A 22952-nucleotide genomic window follows, 5' to 3' on the forward strand; every position below is an offset into this window, starting at 1 on the left:
CGGATATTAATGCTCGCGGGTTGGCTGGAAACGAATGTCTGGCCAGCGCTCCTGGGTCATTTGCAGGTTGACCCGCGTCGGCGCGATGTAGGTTAGATAGCCACCACCGTCGATAGCCAAGTTGGCGCTTGCCTTACGCTTGAACTCTTCGAGCATTTTCGCGTCGTCACAATAGACCCAGCGTGCGGTTTGCACATTGACGCCCTCGTAAAGGCAGTCGACCTTGTACTCCTCTTTCAAACGGTGGGCGACCACATCGAACTGAAGCGTACCCACGGCCCCCAGAATCAGGTCGTTGTTGTCCATCGGCATGAATACCTGCGTAGCGCCCTCTTCAGAGAGCTGCTGCAGGCCTTTTTGCAGCGCTTTCATCTTGAGAGGATCCTTTAGGCGAACCCGCTTGAAAAGCTCAGGAGCGAAATGAGGGATCCCCGTAAAGCGCATATCTTCACCGACGGTGAACGTATCGCCAATCTGAATCGTGCCGTGGTTATGTAAGCCGATGATATCGCCAGGCCACGCCTCCTCTACTTGAGAGCGGTCCGAGGCCATGAACGTCAGGGCATCGGCGATCTTGACGTCTTTACCAATGCGCACATGGCGCATTTTCATGTTCTTTTCATACTTACCCGAACAGACGCGCAGAAACGCAATGCGGTCACGATGATTCGGATCCATATTGGCTTGAATTTTGAAGACGAAACCAGTGAATCGCTCGTCTTTCGCGGTCACTTCGCGGGTATCGGTCTCGCGAGGTTGTGGTGATGGCGCATGCTCAACGAAGCCATCCAACATTTCACGCACGCCAAAGTTACCCATGGCGGTACCAAAATAGACCGGCGTCAGTTCACCACGACGATAGGCTTCTAAGTCGAATTCGTGAGACGCGCCGCGCACCAAATCGACCTCCATGCGAAGCTCTTCGGCTTGCTCCTCGCCCAGGATCGCGTCTACCTCAGGGTTATCCAATCCCTCAATTCGCTTATCCTCAGGAATACGGTTGCCTTGCCCTTGCGTGTAAAGATGGATGACATCATTGTAGAGGTGATACACCCCTTTGAAATGGCGCCCCATCCCGATCGGCCACGTCATCGGCGCACACTGGATATTGAGGACCGTTTCGACCTCATCCATGACTTCGATGGGATCGCGTATATCGCGATCCATTTTATTGATGAACGTCAGAATGGGCGTCGTGCGCAAACGGCATACTTCCATCAACTTGATCGTGCGATCTTCGACGCCTTTCGCGCCGTCGATGACCATCAGCGCAGAATCCACCGCCGTCAGGGTACGATAGGTATCTTCGGAGAAATCCTCGTGACCCGGCGTATCCAGCAGATTGACGATACGGCCGCCGTAAGGAAACTGCATCACGGAGGTGGTGACCGAAATACCGCGCTCCTGCTCCATCTTCATCCAGTCGGACGTTGCGTGGCGATCATTACGTTTACTTTTCACCGACCCCGCCAGCTGAATGGCATTCCCGAACAGCAGCATCTTTTCTGTGATCGTGGTTTTACCGGCGTCAGGGTGCGAAATAATCGCAAAAGTACGGCGCAGCTCGGCTTCGCGCGCTATTTGGGCGTCAGACATGGAGTTCTCTAAGAAGGTGCAACGTGATGACTTAAAACTTGGCGCCAAATCCTCGACGCAATAAGCCTATGGTAACGCAAGTCGCCTGCAACGGCATACCACCACGTGAGTAACGTCCAGTGCACAAAAAAACGCCGACAGTGTCGGCGTTTGGGTCTATTGAGGCAAGCACTCAACAAGAGCAAGCGTTAGGCGTAGGTATTCACCTGGGTGCCCACGCTACCCTCTTGAGCAAGGTTCGGCTGAGCACCGGTGTCAGCAGATGCCAACACTTCAGTGATTTGCTCAGCTTGAACGTCCAGAGCCTCGCGGAACATTTGCATTTGCGCTTGCTCAGCGGTTTGCGCCTGATTCATGTACAGCGCGGTGCTGACGGCATTGCTTGCAGCTACATCCATACTACACCTCACTCCTATAGATGACATCCATAGCCTAGCAAACCCAAACCGACGGAGCCATGTTTCTCCCTCGTGATTATGTAAAGATGTGCGACAAGGCGTTTAAAAACGATCCGCACGGAAGGGACTCATATCGATGGCCGTTGGTTTATTTTCCATCATATCCGCTAGTAATTGGCCAGTCGCAGGTCCCAGAGTAAACCCTTGGTGGCCATGGCCAAACGCAAGCCAAAGGCCGGGATGGCGCGGTGCTGGGCCAATAACGGGTTTCATGTCCGGCAGGCATGGACGAGCCCCTTTCCATGCCGCACTGTCCTTGCGTTCCCCAAGTGGAAAGATCGAGCGCGCGACTTTCTCAGCAGCGCCCAATTGCTCTTCATCGGCTGGGGATTCAAGACGGTCCAGCTCCGCGCCAGTGGTCAAGCGCACTCCCGCATTCATAGGTGCCAGCAAATAACCAACTTCGGCATCCATCAACCAGTAATTCAGCTTCGCTTCTGGCTGAGTCGCATAGTGCATGTGATAGCCGCGCTTTACGAACGTTGGGAAATGGTAGCCCAGCGGCTTCATCCACTGGCCCGCCCACGGCCCCAAGGCCATGACGACTTGATCTACCTCTAACGACGCTGCGTTGGTCGTTACGGTCCAGCGCTCACCGTGCTGGGTGACGCCGGTAATATCGGCCTGTAACAACTCCCCACCCATGGCCTCGAATGACGTCGCATACGCCGCCACCAGGCCACCGGGGTCAGCAACGGTCCAGGGATCGAGCCAGTGAATGGCACCAATAATGTCATCACCAAGCTGCGGTTCTTTAACGCTTAACGCAGCGCGGTTGAGCACAGCAAATTCGACGCCATAGAGTTCGCGGGCCTCTTTAGCTTCTTGAATGCGTTTATCGAGCTTCGCTTGAGTGCGATATATCTCCAACCAGCCCTCCTTACGCACCAAATGATCGGCCTTTGCCGCTTCGATCATCGGGCCATGGGCGTCTAGGCAAAGCTGAATCAGTGAGGCGTACTCGGGCACGATTTTTTTATAAAGCCGAGATGAGGAGTGGTGCCAGTAGCTCAGCAGCGGTGAAGCGGCATTGACCATTCCGGCAGGCCGGTAACGGATATCGACACGACGATTAGGCAACACGCTAAGGATGGTCTTCATATCGCGAGGAAACGGATAGGGCCGAACCGCCTCTCGCTGAATGATGCCCGCGTTACCAAACGAGGTTTCTCGGCCAGGTTGGCGACGATCGACCAGCGTGACTTGATGGCCACGTTTCTGCAGCTGCCAAGCAATACTGACCCCTACCATGCCTGCCCCCAACACCACCGTTTGACGCGCCATTTTGATGCACTCCTTTCTATCTGGATATTGTTCAGACTCATACTGTGAGCAGCATGGTTAACATACTGAAAAATATCACCAATCAAACCGCATTTGCACAGTCATAAAAACTGTTTTATCTATCATTTTTAGTCATTTATCACGCTTAAAGCGCAATAAAGGATGACTTAACTATCCGCGGCACAACAATTGCTTCATTACCATTAACACTACCTGAGCCACTCCATCGTTATGGACACTTTTAGGCTGGACGCTGCGTCCATGAGAAGCAACTCGACATTCTTTGCACCCCCTTCATGTCTGCGATGCACCAAAACAGTACAAGGAAAACACCATGGCCGATAGCTTCGACTCCACCTTGATCGACACGCTTTGGGTGCTATGGGCGGCAGCGCTCGTCTTCGTCATGCAAGCAGGTTTTCTCTGTTTGGAAGCGGGCACTACGCGCACGAAAAACGCCATCAACGTAGCAATGAAGAACTTGGCGGATTTTGCTATTGCCGTTAGCGTTTTCTGGCTAGCCGGTTTCGGCATGATGTTTGGCGTTTCGCAAATGGGATGGCTAGGCAGCTCCCTGTTTGGCTGGCAATTGGAACCTACCAACGCATGGCTCATGACGGTCTTCATCTTTCAGGCCATGTTTTGCGCCACGGCCGCTACCATCGTTGCAGGCGCCGTTGCCGAGCGCATGCTTTTCCTTGGCTATTTATGGACCGCCTTTTGGATTGCCCTATTGATTTACCCGGTGTTCGGCCACTGGGCCTGGGGCGGCTTACTGGGAGGCATGCCTGGCTGGTTGGCCACACTTGGCTTCATCGACTTTGCCGGGGCGACCGTGGTGCACAGTGTTGGCGGCTGGGTAGCCCTCGCAGCCGTAATCGTCATTGGTCCGCGCCAAGGGCGCTTTCAGATCGATCATCCCCCCACCGCGTTTCCAGCGGGGAACTTGCCGCTGGCAATGCTGGGGGCGCTCTTCATGATACTGGGTTGGTTTGGATTTAACGGTGGTAGCACACTCGCGCTGAATAGCTCCGTGCCTGGGATTATCGCCAACACCATGCTGGGTGCCGTAGGCGGCATTTTATCGGCCCTGCTGGTGGGCTGGCGGGTGCGCCGCTACGCCGATGTCATGTATGCCATCAACGGGGCCATCGCTGGTCTGGTGGCCGTCACGGCAGGTGCTCATGCGCTGTCACTCCATGCCGCCTTTTTACTGGGTAGCGTAAGCGGCGTGCTGATGGTACTGGCCAGCGAATGGCTGCTGAAAAAGCGTATCGATGATGCAGTAGGCGCCATCCCAGCTCATTTGGTTAGCGGTGTGTGGGGCACCCTCGCCCTTCCTTGGTTCGCGGACATGAGCAGACTTGGCAACGATGTTAGCCGCATGGAGCAATTTGGGACTCAACTACTCGGCGTGTTGACCTGCGGCCTTTGGAGTTTTGGCATGGCCTGGATGCTGTTTCGCATCACACGTCGCTTTCTTCCTCTGCGGGTCTCTGAGGACGCGGAAAAAATGGGGCTCAACCTCGCCGAGCATGGCGCCAAGAACGAACTCCACCAACTCCTCGAGCATATGCGCCAACATGAAAGGCAGGGCGATATGCGCCAGCGGATCGAAGCGGACCCGTTCACCGAAGTAGGCGAAATCGCCGCTAGTTACAACCGTGTATCAGCGGCGCTGGAACGCGCAGTGGGACATACGCAGGTCATGCTGCGCAACCTGCGCGATGGTGTCATTACTTGGCAAGCCGATGGAACACTGACGGGACTGAATCCCGGCGCAGAAGCACTGTTCGACGTGGACGCCGAACAGCTGGTTGGTCGTCCGGTGACCACGCTGCTTCCCCATACCCCCCTCGCCCCTGGCGCTAAGCATGAAATCAAGCTTCGACTGGAGGACCAGCAAGTGCGTTACTTGGAACTCCAAATAAGTGAAGGTGCTATCGGCTCGGCTTCAGAGTGTTCTGGCATGGTGCGCGACATCACCGAGCGCAAGCAGCTTCAGGAGCAGTTGAATAGAGAGCGAGACTTGGCCCGTACCACGCTAGCGTCCATTGGCGACGGCGTGATCACCTGTGATGCCAGCGGTAACATTACCTTTATCAATGGTGAGGCCGAACGGCTAACAGGGTGGACGCTCGCCGAAGCGACGAACAAACCGATTCACACCGTTTATCAGCTTCGCGACGAGCTGAGCGACGAGCCCATCAGCAATCCCGCGCGACAGGTATTGACCCAACATCGTGCGGTGCATTTCAGCGAGCATTGCCAGCTACTGCACCATAGCGGCAAACGCGTGCCCATTCAGCACAGCGCTGCCCCGATTCGTTCGAGGGGCGGCCTGACTCTTGGTGCCGTGGTGGTGTTTCAAGACGTTAGTTTGACCCGACAGCTTTCGGAACAGCTCAGCTACCAGGCGACCCATGACAATCTGACAGGGCTCCTCAATCGGCGAGCCTTCGAGACGCTGATGACCAAACTGCTCACCCAGGAGGAGAAGCACCACCACGTGCTCTGCTATCTCGATCTGGATCAATTCAAGATCGTCAACGATACCTGCGGACACCTGGCGGGGGATGAGCTTTTGCGACAGATAGCGTTAAAACTGAAAGCACACGTTCGGGATAGCGATACGGTTGCTCGTCTAGGCGGGGACGAATTTGCGCTCGTCTTGACTCACTGCCCGATGAAGAAGGCCAATATCATCTGTGAAGCGATTCGTCGCGATATCGAACATTTTCGCTTTGCATGGCAAGGCCACACCTTTGGCATTGGCGTTAGCATCGGCTTGGTCGCGATGACGCCCGAGCACGCCATGCGTCTGTCGGACATACTCCACGCCGCCGATGCTGCGTGCTATACCGCCAAGGAAGCGGGTCGAAATCGTCTTCATTGCTACCAACCGGACGATCATCTGCTACTAGAGCGTCATGGAGAGTTGCAGTGGGTTCAGCGGCTGCAAAATGCCTTGGATAACGATACATTTCGCTTGTTCGCACAGCCTATTACCGCGGTTAACGGTCATCACTCAGGCTATCGAGAGATCTTGCTGCGCTTGGAGGAGAACGGCACACTGATCGCTCCTGGCAGCTTTCTACCTGCCGCTGAACGCTATCACTTCATGCCCCGCATCGATCGCTGGGTGGTGCGCAATACGCTCGCCTGGCTGAGTGACCGCCATCGCTGCGCTGAGGGAGATACCATTGGCCAGTGGGGGATCAATTTATCGGGGGACTCCCTATCAGACAGCGATTTTTGTCAGGAGCTGATACAGCACGTGCGTGGTGCCAGTCTGCCTGACGGCACCCTATGTTTCGAAATTACCGAAAGCGCTGCGATTGCACAGCTCTCCAAGGTGAGCGAACTGATTCAGTCGCTCAAATCTCTAGGCTGCCGATTTGCCCTCGATGACTTCGGCACCGGTCTCTCTTCTTTTAGCTACTTGAAGCAACTCTCCGTCGACTACCTCAAAATCGATGGCAGCTTCATCCGCAATATTCATACCGATCCTATCGATCGCGCGATGGTAGAAGCCATTCATGCGGTTGGGAAAGCTCTGCACATCGACACGGTAGCCGAATACGTCGAACATCAATCGACATTGGACACGCTGCGTTCACTGGGAATCGATTACGCGCAGGGGTATTTACTGGGTCAACCGGAGCCCATCACCGTGACAGCGGAGGGACGGATAAAAGTCATGCCGAGATAAACAAAACGGCCGAACAAATAAGAAGAAGCACAAAAAGGAAGGAGAAGAAAAGAGGGAAAATATGAGAGGCAAGAAAACAGCGATCAGGTTAATGGGGTGGATGATGGGGATCGAACCCACGACCACCGGAGCCACAATCCGGGGCTCTACCACTGAGCTACATCCACCACAACCTGTAAAACAATACGCTTGTTCGTCAATGGGGTGGATGATGGGGATCGAACCCACGACCACCGGAGCCACAATCCGGGGCTCTACCACTGAGCTACATCCACCACTGACGAAAGCGCGCTTGATAACATCCGACTGGAAAACAAACACGGATACGTATTTGATTGGCACGCCCAGCAGGACTCGAACCCGCAACCTACGGCTTAGAAGGCCGTTGCTCTATCCGGTTGAGCTATGGGCGCACATGATGTATCCAAAGAATACGGATGAGCACTTGACCACAACCAAAATTTGGAGAAGCAGATTAACACCTTCCGTTTTAGGCAAGTGGTCGGGATGGAGGGATTCGAACCCCCGACATCCTGCTCCCAAAGCAGGCGCGCTACCAGACTGCGCTACATCCCGATTGCTTGCTTTAGACGCTGCTGCGTGTCCCGTCTCAAGCGAGGCATATATTACTATTTCTGATTTTAAAGTCAACACTTAAAGTGATTGATTCGCTGGGCGCTTTGCCTTGATGTCCTACCATGCGAAAATCGCCTTCTCTTTAAAACGCGCCTTGTCGTCGGCGCTTGTCATTGCTTCGCTTTTAAACCGCATAGGGATCTCATTACATGACCGCCCAACTCATCGATGGTAAAGCCATCGCCGCTAATGTCCGTCAACGCGTGGCCGATCTCATCGCGGCGCGCCAGCAAGCGGGCGCTCGCGCTCCCGGACTAGCCGTTGTCGTGGTCGGCGAGGACCCCGCCTCTCATGTTTACGTCAACAACAAGCACCGTGCCTGCGAACAGGCAGGCATCCTCTCTTTTCAACATGCGCTACCTGCCGACACCTCGCAAGAAGCGCTCGAGACGCTGGTGGACCAATTAAACGCTGATCCCACTGTCGATGGCATCCTGGTTCAGTTACCGTTGCCAGCCCATTTGGATGCTCGCCCCATTCTCGAACGTATACGCCCAGATAAAGATGTCGACGGCTTCCACCCCTACAACTTGGGTCGACTGGCTCAGCGACTCCCTTCGCTACGCCCCTGCACGCCCAAAGGGATCATGACCATGCTGGCCCAAAGCGGTGTCGAAGTGCGCGGACTCGATGCCACCATCGTAGGCGCTTCCAATATCGTTGGTCGCCCCATGGCGTTGGAACTCATGTTGGCGGGCTGTACCACGACGGTATGTCACCGCTTTACACAAGATTTGGCCAGTCACGTCAGCCGCGCTGACTTAGTCGTCGTCGCCGTGGGCAAACCAGGTATCGTCAAGGGTGAGTGGATCAAACCGGGTGCAGTGGTCATCGATGTAGGTATCAATCGCCAGGCAGATGGCACTCTCGTAGGTGATGTAGATTTTACCGCCGCTGCCGAGCGCGCTAGTCACATCACGCCTGTTCCGGGGGGGGTGGGCCCCATGACGGTCGCCACACTGTTAGAGAACACGTTAGAAGCGGCTGAACGCCACGACCAGCAATCGTAAAGACCGAATGCCCTTCGATTGTACTCAACGCATCAGGACGGAGAATACCCGTGCAACGCATTGGAATTATTGGCGCTATGGCGCAGGAAGTGAGCATCTTAGCGGGACAGCTCGAAAACGCTGAACGCTACGAACACGCCGGTTTCGTCTTTCATACCGGCACGCGCCATGGCCTAGAGATCGTCATTTTGCAATCGGGTATCGGCAAAGTGAACGCAGCGGTAGGCACGGCCATTTTACTCGAGCGTCACCAGCCGGATGCCATTATCAATACGGGCTCAGCAGGCGGTTTTGCCACCGATTTGGCCATTGGTGATGTGGTCATTTCCGATGAGCTTCGCCATCACGATGTCGATGCCGTCGTCTTTGGCTACGAATTAGGCCAGGTGCCCGGCATGCCCGCCGCTTACCCTGCGGATAAGCGCCTACGCGAGATCGCTCGTGGCGCCATTGCCGCTCTGGGAGAAGTCAACGTGCGTGAAGGGATGATTGCTACAGGCGACGCGTTCATGGCCGATCCAGATCGAGTAGCCGCCACACGCGCTCAATTCCCCTCCATGCTTGCCGTCGAGATGGAAGGCGCGGCCATTGCCCAAACGTGCTACCTCTATGACTGCCCTTTCGTGGTCATTCGCGCCCTCTCCGACATCCCCGGCAGCGGCGACAATCACCTCTCTTTCGAGCAGTTTCTCGATACCGCGGCCGACCACTCTTCGCGCATGGTCGATCAAATGCTGTTGACATTAGGACAGCAGTAAACCCGGCTCATATTCGTCGCTCGCCCATGCATAAAAAAACGGAGCCACCCAGGCTCCGTTTTCCATTGAAAGTGCTTTGTTAAGAGCACTTTATGTGAGCACTTATGCTACTTAGCCGCTACTTCTTCATCGCCCAGGCCAACGTCTCGCCCGCCAGTAATGGCACGATGGTTTGTCCAGACGCATAGGGATAACTCGCTGGCAGCGTCCATTCACGACGCTCGAGAGTGATGCTATCCGCATTCGGGGTAAGGCCGTAAAAGCGTGGCCCATTCAAGCTCGCAAACGCTTCCAACTGGTCGAGGGCCTGCATCTGTTCGAAGGCAGTGGCATAGAGCTCGATGGCGGCTGGGGCGGTGTAAGCACCCGCGCAGCCACAGCTGGACTCTTTGTCGCCCTTGGCATGGGGCGCGCTATCGGTGCCTAAGAAAAATTTATGGCTTCCGCTCGTAGCGGCTCTCAACAGCGCTTGGCGATGCTGCTCGCGCTTTAAAATGGGCAGGCAATAGTAGTGAGGGCGGATACCACCAGCCAACATCTGGTTGCGATTGAAAAGAAGGTGGTGAGCAGTAATAGTAGCCGCCACGTTATCAGGCGCGCTAGCCACGAACTCCGCCGCCTGCTGCGTGGTGATGTGTTCGAATACGACTTTCAAGTTAGGGTGTCGCGCCAACAACGGCTTCATAACGCGCTCGATGAACACCGCTTCCCGGTCAAAAATATCGATCTCATGATCGGTGACCTCTCCATGCACCAACAGCGGCATACCCAGCTTTGCCATCATGGCAATGGTGGCGTCGCAGTGAGCAATATCTGTCACACCCGAGGCAGAGTTGGTCGTGGCCCCTGCTGGATATAGCTTCACGGCTTTGACGATACCACTCTCGACGGCACGCTCGATCTCCTCGGGCGGTGTCGTATCCGTCAGGTAAAGGACCATCAACGGCTCGAAGGTGCTGCCTTTGGGCAAAGCGGCAAGGATGCGCTCGCGGTACGCGACGGCCTGCTCTGTCGTGGTCACCGGTGGTTTTAGGTTCGGCATGATGATCGCGCGACCCATTTGTGCGGCGGTGTGCCCCACCACGGCACGAAGTGCCTCATCATCACGCAAGTGTAGGTGCCAATCGTCAGGGCGGGTCAAAGTAATAGCGTCCACGGCGAATCCTATTGATCTAGGTGAAGGGGATCTGCGAGCGGCCACAGTATACCCAATACGCCGTTAGGATAAATCTGCGCGTGCTCCCACAGGTCCGCGCAAGTGTCGTATCATGACGCCACGCTGTAAGATCAAGGATTCAGTTGTTTATGCAGAACGTACGCCGCTATGCAGATTTCATTGCCAGCCTGGAAGGGTTGGCATGGCTGGGGCTTGCATGGTCCATTTCCATATCGATGCACCGTCAAAGCACCGAACCGACACTTGCGGTGATGTTCGTCGTGGCAACGCTGGTACTCTTTAGCTGGGCACATAGGCCGCTACGCCACTTACTGCGTCGCTATCACATTCGCAAACGCCGCACCGACATGTGGATCCACACGCTTGCCTTGCCGCTATTGCTAGCCATGTTTTTTCATATCATGCTGGAGGCACTCCTCGGTTCGGCGTGGCTTCCTCCCAAAATATTGCTGTTCAACCTGCTAGCATCGGCGGGTTGGCTGACGTTTGTCATGACACTTTTCATCAAGTTCGTCATTCATAGCGTCAAAACATCGAGCAAATAAGTCGAACCATGCCTACTGCCCTGCCCTTACCGCTCTCTACGCCCAATCGTAACCTGGTTCGGCTTACCATCGTTCGGGGGATCACCTGGACGGGCTTTTTGATGGCCATCATCGTTGGCATCGAACTCCTGGCATTCGACCTACCCGTCACGGCCGTAGTGAGCGTGGTCATTGCCATGGGGCTGCTCAACATTGCCACTTGGTGGCGGTTAGGCCGACCCAAGGCCGTAAGCCATGGCGAGTACCTATCGCATCTCTTGGCCGATATCGCCGGATTGACACTGCTGTTCTATTTTTCGGGTGGTTCTACGAACCCTTTCATTACGTACTACTTGGTCCCTGTCACCATTGCAGCTGCAACGCTGCCTTGGCGGCACGCCTGGATCATCGCAGCCTGTGCCATGGCCGGTTACAGCTTCTTGATGTTTTACTATCACCCGATTCCACAGCTGGGCCATATCAGTAGCGAAGGACCGCTGAGCCTGCATATCTTGGGCATGTGGCTCAACTTTGGACTGTCGGCTGGGCTCGTGACGTTTTTTATCTATAAAATGGCGCATGCACTGCGCAGTCGTGACAAAGCGCTATCGCGTACTCGTGAAGCCGCCCTTCGTAACGAGCAGGTACTGGCCGTTGCCACCCAAGCGGCGGGCACTGCCCACGAGCTGGGCACACCTTTGTCGACGATGGCCGTCCTGCTCAAGGAGATGCAGGCCGATGCAACAAGAGATAGCGCACTGGAGGAGGATATCGCGCTGTTACGTCAGCAGGTCGATATCTGCAAGTCACGCCTGCAGCATTTGGTGACGAGTGCCGACCGTCGGCGCATGGCCGAGCCCGAAGTGCTGGACGCCGAAGTATGGCTAGCGGGCGTGGTACAGCGCTGGCTGGTCATTCGTCCCGATGTCAGTCATCGCTTCGACGTCGCAGAGCGCCGCGGCCGACCCTGGCTAGCGGTAGATGCCACGCTGGACCAGGCGCTGACCAATTTATTGAATAACGCGGCAGACGCCAACCCTGAACACATCGCGATTCGTTTGGATTGGCAAGACGACAGCGTGATCATCGATATACGCGACCACGGCCCAGGCGTGGCCATGTCGATTGCCGACCAGCTAGGTGATACGTTCGTCTCGACCAAAAGCAAAGGGTTGGGCATTGGCCTGTTTCTCACCCATGCCACCATCAACCGCTTCGGCGGCGGCGTAAGCCTGTACAATCATCCCGAAGGTGGAACGCTGACCGAGGTCACGCTGCCACGCGGCTCAGCGCCCAACTAAGCGGAGGCAACAGTGATCAAGACAAACGAGGGAAGTATGCAGAACCAAGCGCAGCGCCTGCTGATTGTCGATGACGATGAGATGTTTTGCCACGTACTGAGCCGCGCCTTGACCCGGCGAGGTTTTGAGGTCATGGTCGCGCATGATGCCGATCAAGCGCTGAGCACTGCGTCACACTTCAAGCCGACCATGGCCACTCTGGACCTGAAGCTGGAACACAGCTCTGGACTCAAACTGCTGCCCGATCTCCTGTCTGCCGTGCCCGATTGTCGTATCGTGGTGCTGACCGGCTATTCCAGTATCGCGACGGCAGTCGAGGCCATCAAACTGGGCGCCATCAACTACCTATGCAAACCAGCGGATGCAGATGATGTGATGACAGCGTTCGAGCATCCTGATGCCGATCCCAATGTGGAATTGGCAGACAACCCTCCTTCCATCAACCGGATCACCTGGGAGCATATTCAAAAAGTGCTACAAGAGCACGACGGCAATATCTCAGCGACAGCTCGGGCACTGGGCATGCACCGCCGCACGCTGCAGCGCAAACTGCAAAAACGTCCGGTTCGCCGCTAAGCTTTTGAGCCTGCTCCCCCATGAGTCTTTTAGGAGAGCAGGCAATCGGCACTGTTTAGTGCGCCGTCCAACCAAGGTCGATGTTCCAGCTAGCCCCCGTCACGGCCCCTGCCGCGTCCGAGGTCAGATAAGCCACCAGCTGAGCCACTTCGGATGGTTCGATGAGGCGTTTGACGGCGGCATTTTTGAGCATGATCTTCTCGATGACCTCTTGCTCATCCATATGATTGAGCTTCGCTTGATCCGCGATCTGATTATCGACCAGCGGCGTTTTCACGTATGCTGGGCAAATCGCATTTGCTGTAATGCCCTGCTCGCCACCCTCCAGCGCTGCGGTTTTGGTCAACCCGATCATGCCATGTTTGGCGCTGATATACGCCGCTTTGCCTGGTGACGCCACCTGCGCATGAATAGAAGCGATGTTCACCACACGGCCCCAACCCTTCTCACGCATGTAAGGCCAGGCGGCCTGGGTGAGCAGGAAAGGGGCTGTCAGCATCAGATCGATGATTTGGCGCCACTTCGCTTCAGGAAAAGTCTCGATCGAAGCAACATGCTGAATGCCTGCGTTATTGACGAGAATATCCACGCCACCAAAACGCTTGACCGCCTCGGCGATCGCGCCACGACACGCATCGGGATCGGTAAGATCCGCTTGATAGAACGCGGCACCTGCTGCCTCCGCAATCTCTTTACCAGCCGGGTTGAAGTCGACGGCCAATACTTGATGCCCCTGCTCACAGAAATGTCGAACGACGGCTTCCCCGATGCCACTGCTGGTACCCGTTACCACGGCAACCCGTGGTGTTGTCGCTTTTTGCGATGCCATCCCAGTTTCCTTTTATGACGTACATGAAAATGAAGAGATAAACGTTGGTGAGTATAGGAGCCACCTACTGCTTCTGCCTACTCGGGCGACGCATAAGCAGCGCTGGGCTGCGTCATCAACTGCTGCATCATGCGCTGGGCGAGGCGAGCCGTTTCTTGCAAAGACTCTAGATCGCTCAAGTCATCCAGTATCTTTCGCTTGTAGAGCTCGATACCCGTAGACAAACGCTCCAACACCAACGCATAACGGCCAGATGGCAGCGCCAGCACACACTGCGAATCCAGCGGAGCCTGTAACGTAGCCTGTTCCGGTAACGCCACCAACCACAGCTCACAGGGGGTAATCAGTGCACCCGCCATGACGCTAGCACCGCTAATCCGCGTGTCGAGATGTTGAAAACAGAGAGCATCCACCCCTAATCGAGGGTTGAAGTGCGGCTGCTGCTTCAGCGTTGCCAAATGATCATCGCGATAACACTTAGCCAGCTCGGCTAAATGTCCATACTCATGCGGTGCCAAGGTCTGCATGGATTCTCCTGATCTATGTCGCTGATTGGTGTGCTTTATAGCAAACGTAGCGTGGCGCTATTGGCTAAAAAGCGCTCCCTACGCCACAATGAGCATCGATTTTCATTTAACGCTCATATCGTAAAGGAGTCACTGCCATGTTTGTGGTCATTTTTGGGCGCATGTCGTGCCCTTTTTGCGTTCGCGCCAAACAACTTGCCGAGCATCTTGAAAACAGCGGCAAGATCGACGGTTACCGCTATGTGGACATGCCCTCAGAAGGGGTCACCAAGGACGATATCGCCAAAACGGCGGGTAAGCCCATCCATACCGTTCCTCAAATCTTCGTCGATCAGCAGCACGTCGGCGGCTATACCGAATTTGATCAGTTCGTGCGTGAAAAACAGCTGCTGGCTTCCTAATAGGCGTTAAATTGGCCGTTTAAGCCCGTTGAACCTGTCAATTCCTTGCTTGCCTATACTGACCTTTCAACTATCCGTTGACTTACGGACGTCTTTAGGCGGCGAGGATTCCCCATGCAGCGCGAGGAGTTTTTACAACAGCTGTGGCTGGACTACGTCCACACCCACCCCGATATCGGCAGCTTAAGGTTATGGCCGCTCAGCACCCAGGCAGAATACTTGACGCTGGTCACGCTGAATTACGGCCCCTTCGCCATGAACGCTCTAGGACTCCCTTTGGCACGCATGGGCTACCGCTCGGCGGGGTATTACGCCATGGCTGACAAAGGGCTGCTGATTCACTTGATGGCTCCCAGCGACGATACCAGTTGGCTGGTCCTTGCTGAGCTACAAATAGGCACGCTTTCGAAAGCGCCCAGAGAAGCGCTGACGACGCTGGTGCATCAAAGCCACCCGGCTGATTGCAAAGGGCATAATCTTTTGTGCCGAGGTAGGCCTTGGCCAATGCCCTCATGGACACTCTACCGACAGCTACACAGCGCGCACCCACTGGCCGCTTGGCTTGCCGTCATGGGGCCTCGGCTGCATCATGCCGGTTTCGACTGCCATCGAATGCAGGCACCCCTCGCCACCCTAAACGAACAGTTAGAGAAGGCCGGCATGCCGCCACTAAGTGGCCAACAAAACGGTGTCTTTTCCGTTTCCAATCTACTCGAGCACCGTTTTTACCCGGCGATGCCGCAAAAAATGGTCTTCAACGACGGCGACGAGCACCGCTTGTGCTTGGGTGGATTAGCCCTGATTCAAAAACAGGTCAGTGATGATCACGAACGTGTGGCAGAGATTTTGCTGCCTTTTCACACTCGCTGCGAAATGGCGTGAGCGCTCGCCCACGCCTTATGCTACTGAAAGAAAAACGCTTATTCGTCGAACGTCATTTCCGGGACGTGATCGGGAACGATCAGTTTACCAGCGGTTTTCTCGACGATCTCTTCGACGCTAATGCCTGGCGCTCGCTCCTTGAGAATGAAGGCGCCATCTTTGATCTCCAAATAGGCTAGGTCCGTCAACACACGATTGATGCAACCAGCACCTGTCAGAGGCAAGTTACACTTTTCTAGCAATTTGGATTCGCCGTGTTTCGACGCATGGGTCATGGTGCAAATGATGTTTTCTGCACCTGCCACGAGATCCATGGCGCCGCCCATGCCTTTGATGAGCTTTCCGGGTATCATCCAGGACGCAATGTTGCCCTCTTGGTCGACTTCAAACGCACCCAGAACGGTCAAATCCACATGACCGCCGCGAATCATGGCAAACGACTCAGCGGAGGAAAAAATCGCCGCCCCTGGTCGGGCAGTAACGGTCTGCTTACCCGCATTGATCATGTCTGGATCTACTTCTTCCTCGGTGGGAAACCGCCCCATTCCTAGCAGCCCATTTTCGGACTGGAGCATGACATCCATGCCATCCGGGATATAGTTGGCCACCAGCGTGGGAATACCGATACCTAGATTGACGTAGAAACCATCCTGCAATTCACGCGCTACACGCTGCGCCATTTGTTCACGAGTTAAAGCCATGGTGCCACCTCTTGTCTTAGTCCTGAGTTGATTGTTGGCGTTCTTCGCTTAACTGCGCACGGTGCGCTTCTCGATACGTTTCTCGAACGTACCTTGAATTATGCGATCGACGTAGATTCCCGGTGTATGAATCTGGCTGGGCTCCAGTTCACCTGGCTCAACGATCTCCTCAACTTCAACGACGGTAATTTTGCCTGCGGTTGCCGCCATGGGATTGAAATTCTGTGCCGTATGGCGATACATGACGTTGCCATACCGGTCGGCTTTCCAGCCTTTAACGATTGCAAAATCGCCTTTGATCGCCTCTTCCAAAATGTAATGACGTCCATCAAAGACCCGTACTTCTTTGCCTTCACCAATCGGCGTGCCATAGCCGGTGGCGGTATAGAATGCAGGAATACCCGCCCCGCCTGCCCGCATCTTTTCGGCGAGCGTCCCTTGTGGCGTCAGTACGACATCGATTTCGTCGTTCAACATCTGCTGTTCGAACAGGGCGTTCTCGCCCACGTACGAGGCGATAATCTTACTGATTTGGCGGTCCTCGAGCAGTACGCCCAAACCAAAACCATCCACGCCACAGTTATTGGAAACCACGGTAAGGTCTTTGACGCCACGACGTTTGATCTCGGCAATTAGGTTTTCAGGGATACCACATAACCCAAAACCACCGGCAATTACGGTCATACCGCTCTCGATGCCTTCCATTGCTTCTTCGTAGGAAGCCACACGCTTATCGAATCCTGCCATTGTCATGCCTCACGTTGTTGTTGAATACGGTTCGGTGTCGAGAATGCTGATTGAAACAGTGTAAGCAGCGTTAGCTCGGCTGTCGCCCTATTGCCAGTGTTGTCTCGGATGATATATTTGTTAAGTTTGTTTTTCTTATCAATTTATTTTAACAACTTATAAAGAGACGCCATGACCGTTAAGCAGCTTCGCGCCTTCTTGGCTGTAGCGCAAACCCTCAGCTTCACTCAAGCATGCGAGCGTCTGCACCTTTCACAGCCCGCCTTGAGCCTTGCTATCAAAGGGTTAGAGGATTCTCTCGGCGGAAAACTACTCATCCGCAGTACGCGAAGCGTGAGACTTACCCCCGAGGGAGCGTCCCTACTCCCTCTCGCCAAGCATTTGCTAGCCCAATGGGACAATACCGAAGAGCGACTGCGTCAGCGCTTCACCCTCCAGCTGGGACGACTCAGCGTGGCCGCCATGCCCTCATTTGCCGGTAACTTGTTGCCAAGCGCGCTGATCAAGTTTCGTCAGCAGTATCCTAAGATCAACGTCACCGTTCATGACGTCATCAATGAAGAGGTGATGGACATGGTCCGCTCTCGGCAGGTAGAAATTGGCATTGCCTTCGCTCCGGAAGGCACTGGTAGCTTGAATTTCACGCCGCTTTTTGAGGATCGATTCGTTGCCGTCGTCTCCTCCTCCTCCCCGCTGGCGGGCTCCACCTCGCTCTCTTGGCAGCAGCTCCTGGCGCACGACTTCATGACACTTCAGCGCCCTTCGATGGTACGGCGTTTATTGGAACAGGAACTCGGGAAACGCCAAATGGCGCTTCCCGTCGCCTTCGAGAGCCATCAGCTAGCCACGGTGGGCCGTATGGTGGCGGAGGGGCTGGGGGTTAGCGCTGTCCCATCGATGTGCATTCGGCAAATGCATGAACTAGGGGCTCACTGCGTGCCCCTTGAAGCACCCAGTATCGCTTGTCGAGTGGGCATCCTCACGCAAGAAGAACTTTCGGTAGCCGCCCATGCGCTGCGCAGCGTTCTATTGGAATGCATCAAAACACCCTCGCTGTTGGCGTCGTCCTAACATCTTGATGCGGTTATGCTGGGCAGCGTGACGTTGATCCATTAGCATTTATCCTAGAGCGCGTGTCGAGTAAGACAGGACACGCTGTCAGGTCGCTGTGAGGATTGTGGTATGCCAATCATAAAAGGGGGCGTTAGCATCTTGTTGCTGACGTTGTGCACGCTGTTTTGGGGCGTTCCCCTCATTTTGTTGACACTGCTGAAAGTCATCGCTCCTGGGCGGCGACAAAAGGAGTGGCTGCTGAAAGGGCTTTGTGCCGTGGCGCTAAATTGGATTGGCGTCAACTTATGGTGGATGCGACGCTGGCTCAAGCCCGATGTATCGATTGACGTGCCCGATGCATTGAGTTCAGAACAGTGGTGGCTCGTCATTTCCAACCACCGTAGTTGGACCGATATTTTCATTCTTTTCATGGCCCTGCATCGCCGTATTCCCATGCCGCGCTTTTTCCTCAAGCATCAGCTCATTTGGATTCCCATCGTCGGCCTCGCTTTTTGGGCGCTCGAGTTTCCTTTCATGCGCCGCTTCAGCCGTGAACAAATTGCGCTAAATCCTAGACTGGCTACCGTGGATAGAGAATCCACCGAGCGGATGTGCCGCCGGGCACGACATGCGCCCATTGCGATCTTTAATTTTGTCGAGGGGACCCGCTTCACCGTCGCCAAGCGAGACGCTCAACAAAGCCCTTTTCAGCACCTGTTGCGCCCTAAAGCAGGCGGTATTGCCCAAGTATTGAGCCTTTTAGGCGACCAGTTAGATGGCATTTTAGATGTCACCATCAGCTATACCAACCCATCGCCCACGTTCTTAGGCTTTTTATGTGGTCAAGAAGCCCCCATTACGCTTAAAGCTCGGCAGCTCGACATTCCGGAGTGGATGTCGACTGCTCATTACCATGACGAACCGCAGCACAAGGAACGCTTCCACGCATGGATCAATTCACTCTGGCAGGAAAAAGATACCTTGCTGGACCGCCTCAGCGACCACGATTAAGCCACTGGCTGACGATTTGCGTATTGGCGAGCATGCTCGTTGGCTGTGCTGGCTCGTCGCCCTCCTCTTCGGGACAGCGCGTGCCTGCCGCCAGCTCGACGAGCAGTATCAGTGGTGACTGGGTAGTCGTTAGACGAGGCGATACGCTTGGTCAGCTCGCGGCGCGAGCCAACGTACCACTGGAGCGACTCGAGCGCTTCAATCCGGGCGTCGACCCACGCCGTTTAGCGGTGGGACAGCGTCTACTCATCCCCACTCAGCAGGAACGAGCGCCTTCTGGCGGCCCTTACCGCTATCAAATTCGCCCTGGGGATACCTTTTCAGGCATCGCACGACATTTTGGTACCACGTCCGGACGTATACAGAGCGCGAATCAGGGCACGTCGCCGACCGGGCTGCGCGTCGGACAAATTATCAGCGTTCCTCTCAGCAGTGCGGCCAGAACCACGCCGTCAAGCCAGCGTAACGGTTCACGAAGCACCAGCTCGTCGAGTGCTTCATCGGCGCCGACACCCGCACCCAGCGCGAGCCTGCCCGCGTCAGCGCGTCGTTGGCCATGGCCACTGGAGGATTACCGCGTGGTGCGCCGCTTTGGGGCGGATAGCCGTGGCACCCTGCAACCCATGTTACTCGCCACGCAGGAAGGTGCCCGAGCTAAGGCCGTCGCCCCCGGGGAGGTTCGTTTTGCAGACAGCATGCGGCAGCTTGGCGATGTCGTCATCGTTCACCATGCAGACAATTTGCAAACCGTCTATGCCCTTTGCGAACGAATATTGGTCCGCGTAGGCGATCAAGTCAGCGCGGGGGACGAGCTCTGCGAAGTGGGACAAAGCAACGCAACACAGCGCTATGATTTGTTGTTCGATTTACGCCAAGGAGGCAAACCCATCGATCCGCGCCAAGTACTGCGCTGACAACAAGTACTGCGCTGACAAAAAGCCCCTCCACGATGAGGGGCTCTTCCACTATCTGAACGACTATCCTCGATAGTAGCCGGGCGTTACGAAAGGCATGGAAGTGACGTTCATCGGGAGCTGCTTGCCGCGCACCAGTGCATAGACGGCGGTACCGGGAGCCTCCCATTCTCGAGTCACATACCCCATGGCGACGGGTTTACCGACGCTAGGTCCGAAGCCCCCCGAGGTCACCACACCGATCTCGTTACCCGCTTCGTCAACTAGCAGGCTGCCTTCACGGACCGGCGCTCGTCCTTCTCCGACCAAGCCCACGCGCTTTCGGGGATGATCTTTGGCATCCACTTGATGCAGAATCACATCGGCACCCGGAAAACCCGCTGCGCGCTCGCCACCGCGCCGACGCGACTTACCAATGGCCCAAATCAAGCCGGCTTCGACGGGCGTGGTGTTCTGATCCATATCGTGGCCATAGAGACATAAGCCTGCTTCAAGGCGCAGAGAATCCCGAGCCCCCAAGCCAATTGCTTCGACTTCCGGCTCAGCCAGTAGCGTCTCTGCTAACGCTTGGCTCTCGTCGGCAGCGACAGAGATCTCGAAACCATCTTCACCGGTGTAGCCGCTGCGGCTGACCCAAACGTCATGCCCCGCCAGGGTATAACGCCCATGCTGCATGAACGTCAATTCGCAAGCCTGGGGGCAAAGTCGCTGCATCACTTCCCGCGCTTGGGGTCCTTGTAGCGCCAGCAACCCGCGGTCGAGCACGTCAATTTGGTGGCTATTCCCCAAATTGGCACGCAAATGGGCAATATCTTGCTCTTTGCATGCCGCATTCACCACCAGATAGAAGTGATCCCCTGCATTGACGGCCATCAGATCATCGAGAATGCCACCGTCGGTACTGGTGAAAAGACCATAACGCTGCTGCCCTTTTTGCAATCCCACCAAATCAGCGGGAATCAAGCTTTCCAGCGCTTCAGCGACTTGCTCACCCGACACTAGAATCTGTCCCATATGCGACACATCAAACAAACCGCAGTACTGTCGGGTATGCTCGTGCTCTTTTTTCACCCCTAACGGGTACTGCACCGGCATCTCGTACCCAGCGAAAGGTACCATCTTGGCACCCAGTTGTGTGTGCAGCGTGTGAAGTGGCGTTCGGTTCAGATCAGTCATGGCATATCCTCTATCAAAAAAGAGAAACGGGAAGCCTGACTAGGCTTCCCGGCTCTACTACAACGTGCATGGCCCTTAAGCGCAGGCCTTACTTGTCATGATCCAGGGCTTCGCCCGGCAGCACGTCCTTACCTGCAAAATAATCCCGAGTCAGCTTGAAGACAACGGGAGAGAGCAGCGCCAACGCAATCAGGTTGGGGATAGCCATCATGGCGTTGAAGGTGTCGGCCATCAGCCAGATAAAGCCCAGCTGAGCAATGGCACCCAACGGAATGGCCAGCACGAACAATACGCGGTAGAGCATGATGGAGCGAGTGCCAAACAGGAACTGGCAGCACTTCTCCCCATAAAAAGACCATCCCAAAATCGTGGTGAAGGCAAAGATCGCCAGCGCAATGGCCACGATTTGGTTACCAAAACCAGGCAGCGCTGCATCGAAAGAGAGCGCGGTCAGTGACGCTCCCGCCTCTCCTTCCATCCACACCGTCGAGGTCAAAATGACCAGCGCAGTGATGGTACATACGATGATGGTATCGATGAACGTCCCCAGCATGGCAATCAAACCCTGACGTACCGGATTTTTCGTTTGTGCCGCTGCGTGGGCGATAGGTGCGCTCCCCAAACCGGCTTCGTTGGAGAAAATACCGCGCGCCACACCAAAGCGGATGGCAGCCATCACCGCGGCACCAGCAAACCCACCGGCCGCTGCCATGGGGTTGAAGGCGTAGTAGAAGATCAGCCCAAAGGCATCGCCAATTTGGCCTGCATTGACGACCAGTACCAGCAAGCCCGCAATGACGTAGGCAATGCCCATCACCGGCACCAGTTTACCAGCAACCTTGGCAATACGTTTGATGCCGCCGAGAATCACCGCGCCTGCCAGGACCATGATGATGACGCCGGTTAACCAGTGAGGAACACCAAAAGTGGCATCCATGGCGTCCGCTACCGAGTTGGACTGAACGGTGTTACCGATTCCAAACGCCGCCACTGCGCCAAAGAAAGAGAACAGGCCGCCCAACCAGAGCCACTTACGGCCTAGGCCATTTTTGATATAGAACATCGGCCCGCCCACATGATAACCGGTGCTATCGGTCTCCCGGTAGCGCACCGCCAGCACTGCCTCGGCAAACTTGGTCGCCATACCCACTAACGCGGTGATCCACATCCAAAAAACGGCGCCAGGGCCACCGAGCGCAATGGCGGTTGCCACACCGGCGATATTACCGGTACCAATCGTTGCCGATAGCGCGGTCATCAGCGCGTTAAAGGGAGAAATTTCCCCCTCATCGCTGGGCGTTGACGATGCCTTTGCAGACGGTTTGGCATCTCGTCCTTGCCACATTAGCTTGAAACCCATGCCGAGTTTGCGTATCGGCATCAGTTTCAAGCCAATTTGCAGATAGATACCGACCCCTAGCAACAGGATCAGCATCAACGGGCCCCACACAACCCCGTTAATAGCGCCTAATAGGCTGGTCAACGTTTCCACACGACTCTCCTTACCCAATTCGATTGATGCGTTTGTTATGAAGGTTAGGTTGCTCACCCACCACCCATCAGGCAGATGAAAACACCAAGCGTCTCTACCATAGCGCTTAATTCTCGCTGGAAAAACGCATGATGAGTATGTTTTACACCATTTTCTTAGTGGGCATCCACGCCCGTGTCGCTTGCTA

The 22952-nt window shown here is 55.4% G+C and carries 21 protein-coding genes and 4 tRNA genes; 11 read left to right on the forward strand and 14 right to left on the reverse strand.

The window, feature by feature from the left end:
• Positions 1 to 6 precede the first annotated feature (6 nt).
• The 3 genes from FRH_RS15555 to FRH_RS15565 all read right to left on the reverse strand — a co-directional run bounded on the left by FRH_RS15555 (position 7) and on the right by FRH_RS15565 (position 3338).
• Complete coding sequence (locus FRH_RS15555) at positions 7 to 1596, reverse strand: peptide chain release factor 3 (protein WP_139527518.1); 1590 nt, start codon at positions 1594 to 1596, stop codon at positions 7 to 9.
• A gap of 188 nt (positions 1597 to 1784) precedes the next feature.
• Complete coding sequence (locus FRH_RS15560) at positions 1785 to 1994, reverse strand: putative motility protein (protein ID WP_139527516.1); 210 nt, start codon at positions 1992 to 1994, stop codon at positions 1785 to 1787.
• Between the two features lie 102 nt (positions 1995 to 2096).
• Complete coding sequence (locus FRH_RS15565) at positions 2097 to 3338, reverse strand: FAD-dependent oxidoreductase (RefSeq protein ID WP_281997226.1); 1242 nt, start codon at positions 3336 to 3338, stop codon at positions 2097 to 2099.
• A 334-nt stretch (positions 3339 to 3672) separates the two neighbouring features.
• Between FRH_RS15565 and amt the strand changes: the two genes are divergently transcribed.
• On the forward strand, positions 3673 to 7050 hold the full coding sequence (gene amt, locus FRH_RS15570) for an ammonium transporter (RefSeq protein ID WP_281997227.1): 3378 nt from the start codon (positions 3673 to 3675) through the stop codon (positions 7048 to 7050).
• A 92-nt stretch (positions 7051 to 7142) separates the two neighbouring features.
• Here amt and FRH_RS15575 read toward each other — a convergent pair.
• The 4 genes from FRH_RS15575 to FRH_RS15590 form a co-directional block, all read right to left on the reverse strand.
• Positions 7143 to 7217: transfer RNA gene (locus FRH_RS15575), tRNA-His, on the reverse strand.
• 33 nt (positions 7218 to 7250) lie between these two features.
• Positions 7251 to 7325: transfer RNA gene (locus FRH_RS15580), tRNA-His, on the reverse strand.
• Between the two features lie 61 nt (positions 7326 to 7386).
• Positions 7387 to 7463 (reverse strand) — tRNA-Arg (locus FRH_RS15585).
• An 86-nt stretch (positions 7464 to 7549) separates the two neighbouring features.
• Positions 7550 to 7626, reverse strand: a tRNA-Pro gene (locus FRH_RS15590).
• Between the two features lie 209 nt (positions 7627 to 7835).
• Between FRH_RS15590 and folD the strand changes: the two genes are divergently transcribed.
• Together folD and mtnN are read left to right on the forward strand one after the other, a co-directional pair.
• The gene (gene folD, locus FRH_RS15595) at positions 7836 to 8696 is read left to right on the forward strand and encodes a bifunctional methylenetetrahydrofolate dehydrogenase/methenyltetrahydrofolate cyclohydrolase FolD (protein WP_139527509.1); all 861 of its coding nucleotides are present in this window, start codon (positions 7836 to 7838) and stop codon (positions 8694 to 8696) included.
• 50 nt (positions 8697 to 8746) lie between these two features.
• The gene (mtnN, locus tag FRH_RS15600) at positions 8747 to 9454 is read left to right on the forward strand and encodes a 5'-methylthioadenosine/S-adenosylhomocysteine nucleosidase (RefSeq protein WP_139527507.1); all 708 of its coding nucleotides are present in this window, start codon (positions 8747 to 8749) and stop codon (positions 9452 to 9454) included.
• 118 nt (positions 9455 to 9572) lie between these two features.
• Here the strand turns inward: mtnN and pyrC are convergent, their stop codons facing one another.
• Positions 9573 to 10610: a dihydroorotase gene (pyrC, locus tag FRH_RS15605; protein WP_139527505.1), complete on the reverse strand. Its 1038-nt coding sequence runs from the start codon at positions 10608 to 10610 to the stop codon at positions 9573 to 9575.
• Between the two features lie 149 nt (positions 10611 to 10759).
• Here pyrC and FRH_RS15610 point away from each other — a divergent pair, with 149 nt between their 5' ends.
• Genes FRH_RS15610 through FRH_RS15620 form a run of 3 tightly spaced genes read left to right on the forward strand, consistent with a single transcriptional unit; the run spans position 10760 to position 13032 of the window.
• A complete protein-coding gene (locus FRH_RS15610; protein ID WP_139527503.1) occupies positions 10760 to 11176 on the forward strand; it encodes a hypothetical protein in 417 nt (138 codons plus the stop codon).
• 8 nt (positions 11177 to 11184) lie between these two features.
• On the forward strand, positions 11185 to 12456 hold the full coding sequence (locus FRH_RS15615; RefSeq protein ID WP_139527501.1) for an ATP-binding protein: 1272 nt from the start codon (positions 11185 to 11187) through the stop codon (positions 12454 to 12456).
• 36 nt (positions 12457 to 12492) lie between these two features.
• Positions 12493 to 13032, forward strand: a complete 540-nt coding sequence (locus FRH_RS15620; RefSeq protein WP_139527499.1) for a response regulator transcription factor — start codon at positions 12493 to 12495, stop codon at positions 13030 to 13032.
• Between the two features lie 55 nt (positions 13033 to 13087).
• Here FRH_RS15620 and FRH_RS15625 read toward each other — a convergent pair whose 3' ends face one another.
• The gene (locus FRH_RS15625; protein ID WP_139527497.1) at positions 13088 to 13861 is read right to left on the reverse strand and encodes a 3-hydroxybutyrate dehydrogenase; all 774 of its coding nucleotides are present in this window, start codon (positions 13859 to 13861) and stop codon (positions 13088 to 13090) included.
• A 77-nt stretch (positions 13862 to 13938) separates the two neighbouring features.
• Positions 13939 to 14388, reverse strand: coding sequence for a [NiFe]-hydrogenase assembly chaperone HybE (hybE, locus tag FRH_RS15630; RefSeq protein ID WP_139527496.1), 450 nt, complete (start codon positions 14386 to 14388; stop codon positions 13939 to 13941).
• Positions 14389 to 14525: 137 nt separating this feature from the next.
• On the opposite strand from hybE, the gene FRH_RS15635 reads away from it, so the two are divergent.
• Together FRH_RS15635 and FRH_RS15640 are read left to right on the forward strand one after the other, a co-directional pair.
• Positions 14526 to 14789 carry a GrxA family glutaredoxin gene (locus FRH_RS15635; RefSeq protein WP_139527494.1) on the forward strand — a complete coding sequence of 88 codons (264 nt, stop codon included), beginning with the start codon at positions 14526 to 14528 and terminating at the stop codon, positions 14787 to 14789.
• Between the two features lie 114 nt (positions 14790 to 14903).
• Positions 14904 to 15671: a DUF1338 family protein gene (locus FRH_RS15640; RefSeq protein WP_153843340.1), complete on the forward strand. Its 768-nt coding sequence runs from the start codon at positions 14904 to 14906 to the stop codon at positions 15669 to 15671.
• Positions 15672 to 15709: 38 nt separating this feature from the next.
• Here FRH_RS15640 and FRH_RS15645 read toward each other — a convergent pair whose 3' ends face one another.
• Both FRH_RS15645 and FRH_RS15650 read right to left on the reverse strand, forming a co-directional pair.
• A complete protein-coding gene (locus FRH_RS15645) occupies positions 15710 to 16372 on the reverse strand; it encodes a CoA transferase subunit B (RefSeq protein ID WP_139527491.1) in 663 nt (220 codons plus the stop codon).
• Positions 16373 to 16420: 48 nt separating this feature from the next.
• Positions 16421 to 17119 (reverse strand): CoA transferase subunit A, encoded by a 699-nt coding sequence (locus FRH_RS15650; RefSeq protein WP_139527488.1) that lies wholly within the window; start codon positions 17117 to 17119, stop codon positions 16421 to 16423.
• 171 nt (positions 17120 to 17290) lie between these two features.
• On the opposite strand from FRH_RS15650, the gene FRH_RS15655 reads away from it, so the two are divergent.
• The 3 genes from FRH_RS15655 (at position 17291) to FRH_RS15665 (ending at position 20097) form a co-directional block, all read left to right on the forward strand.
• Positions 17291 to 18190 carry a LysR family transcriptional regulator gene (locus tag FRH_RS15655; protein WP_153843341.1) on the forward strand — a complete coding sequence of 300 codons (900 nt, stop codon included), beginning with the start codon at positions 17291 to 17293 and terminating at the stop codon, positions 18188 to 18190.
• A gap of 111 nt (positions 18191 to 18301) precedes the next feature.
• Positions 18302 to 19183 carry an acyltransferase gene (locus tag FRH_RS15660; protein WP_281997229.1) on the forward strand — a complete coding sequence of 294 codons (882 nt, stop codon included), beginning with the start codon at positions 18302 to 18304 and terminating at the stop codon, positions 19181 to 19183.
• A gap of 32 nt (positions 19184 to 19215) precedes the next feature.
• A complete protein-coding gene (locus FRH_RS15665; RefSeq protein WP_219863852.1) occupies positions 19216 to 20097 on the forward strand; it encodes a LysM peptidoglycan-binding domain-containing protein in 882 nt (293 codons plus the stop codon).
• A 63-nt stretch (positions 20098 to 20160) separates the two neighbouring features.
• On the opposite strand, the gene gcvT is transcribed toward FRH_RS15665, so the two are convergent.
• Positions 20161 to 21273, reverse strand: coding sequence for a glycine cleavage system aminomethyltransferase GcvT (gene gcvT / locus FRH_RS15670; protein WP_281997230.1), 1113 nt, complete (start codon positions 21271 to 21273; stop codon positions 20161 to 20163).
• 88 nt (positions 21274 to 21361) lie between these two features.
• Positions 21362 to 22765, reverse strand: a complete 1404-nt coding sequence (locus tag FRH_RS15675; protein ID WP_139527480.1) for a sodium:alanine symporter family protein — start codon at positions 22763 to 22765, stop codon at positions 21362 to 21364.
• Positions 22766 to 22952 lie beyond the last annotated feature (187 nt).

The organism is Halomonas sp. A020 (assembly GCF_027943625.1).
Classification (GTDB): domain Bacteria; phylum Pseudomonadota; class Gammaproteobacteria; order Pseudomonadales; family Halomonadaceae; genus Vreelandella; species Vreelandella piezotolerans.

What these genes read in the sequence shown, in the direction of transcription:
- FRH_RS15555 (WP_139527518.1), bottom strand. Translation starts at nt 1,596, where the DNA reads ATGTCTGACGCCCAAATAGCGCGCGAAGCCGAGCTGCGCCGTACTTTT.
- FRH_RS15560 (WP_139527516.1), bottom strand. Translation starts at nt 1,994, where the DNA reads ATGGATGTAGCTGCAAGCAATGCCGTCAGCACCGCGCTGTACATGAAT.
- FRH_RS15565 (WP_281997226.1), bottom strand. Translation starts at nt 3,338, where the DNA reads ATGGCGCGTCAAACGGTGGTGTTGGGGGCAGGCATGGTAGGGGTCAGT.
- amt (WP_281997227.1), top strand. Translation starts at nt 3,673, where the DNA reads ATGGCCGATAGCTTCGACTCCACCTTGATCGACACGCTTTGGGTGCTA.
- folD (WP_139527509.1), top strand. Translation starts at nt 7,836, where the DNA reads ATGACCGCCCAACTCATCGATGGTAAAGCCATCGCCGCTAATGTCCGT.
- FRH_RS15610 (WP_139527503.1), top strand. Translation starts at nt 10,760, where the DNA reads ATGCAGAACGTACGCCGCTATGCAGATTTCATTGCCAGCCTGGAAGGG.
- FRH_RS15615 (WP_139527501.1), top strand. Translation starts at nt 11,185, where the DNA reads ATGCCTACTGCCCTGCCCTTACCGCTCTCTACGCCCAATCGTAACCTG.
- FRH_RS15620 (WP_139527499.1), top strand. Translation starts at nt 12,493, where the DNA reads ATGCAGAACCAAGCGCAGCGCCTGCTGATTGTCGATGACGATGAGATG.
- FRH_RS15625 (WP_139527497.1), bottom strand. Translation starts at nt 13,861, where the DNA reads ATGGCATCGCAAAAAGCGACAACACCACGGGTTGCCGTGGTAACGGGT.
- hybE (WP_139527496.1), bottom strand. Translation starts at nt 14,388, where the DNA reads ATGCAGACCTTGGCACCGCATGAGTATGGACATTTAGCCGAGCTGGCT.
- FRH_RS15635 (WP_139527494.1), top strand. Translation starts at nt 14,526, where the DNA reads ATGTTTGTGGTCATTTTTGGGCGCATGTCGTGCCCTTTTTGCGTTCGC.
- FRH_RS15640 (WP_153843340.1), top strand. Translation starts at nt 14,904, where the DNA reads ATGCAGCGCGAGGAGTTTTTACAACAGCTGTGGCTGGACTACGTCCAC.
- FRH_RS15645 (WP_139527491.1), bottom strand. Translation starts at nt 16,372, where the DNA reads ATGGCTTTAACTCGTGAACAAATGGCGCAGCGTGTAGCGCGTGAATTG.
- FRH_RS15650 (WP_139527488.1), bottom strand. Translation starts at nt 17,119, where the DNA reads ATGGCAGGATTCGATAAGCGTGTGGCTTCCTACGAAGAAGCAATGGAA.
- FRH_RS15655 (WP_153843341.1), top strand. Translation starts at nt 17,291, where the DNA reads ATGACCGTTAAGCAGCTTCGCGCCTTCTTGGCTGTAGCGCAAACCCTC.
- FRH_RS15660 (WP_281997229.1), top strand. Translation starts at nt 18,302, where the DNA reads ATGCCAATCATAAAAGGGGGCGTTAGCATCTTGTTGCTGACGTTGTGC.
- FRH_RS15665 (WP_219863852.1), top strand. Translation starts at nt 19,216, where the DNA reads ATGCTCGTTGGCTGTGCTGGCTCGTCGCCCTCCTCTTCGGGACAGCGC.
- gcvT (WP_281997230.1), bottom strand. Translation starts at nt 21,273, where the DNA reads ATGACTGATCTGAACCGAACGCCACTTCACACGCTGCACACACAACTG.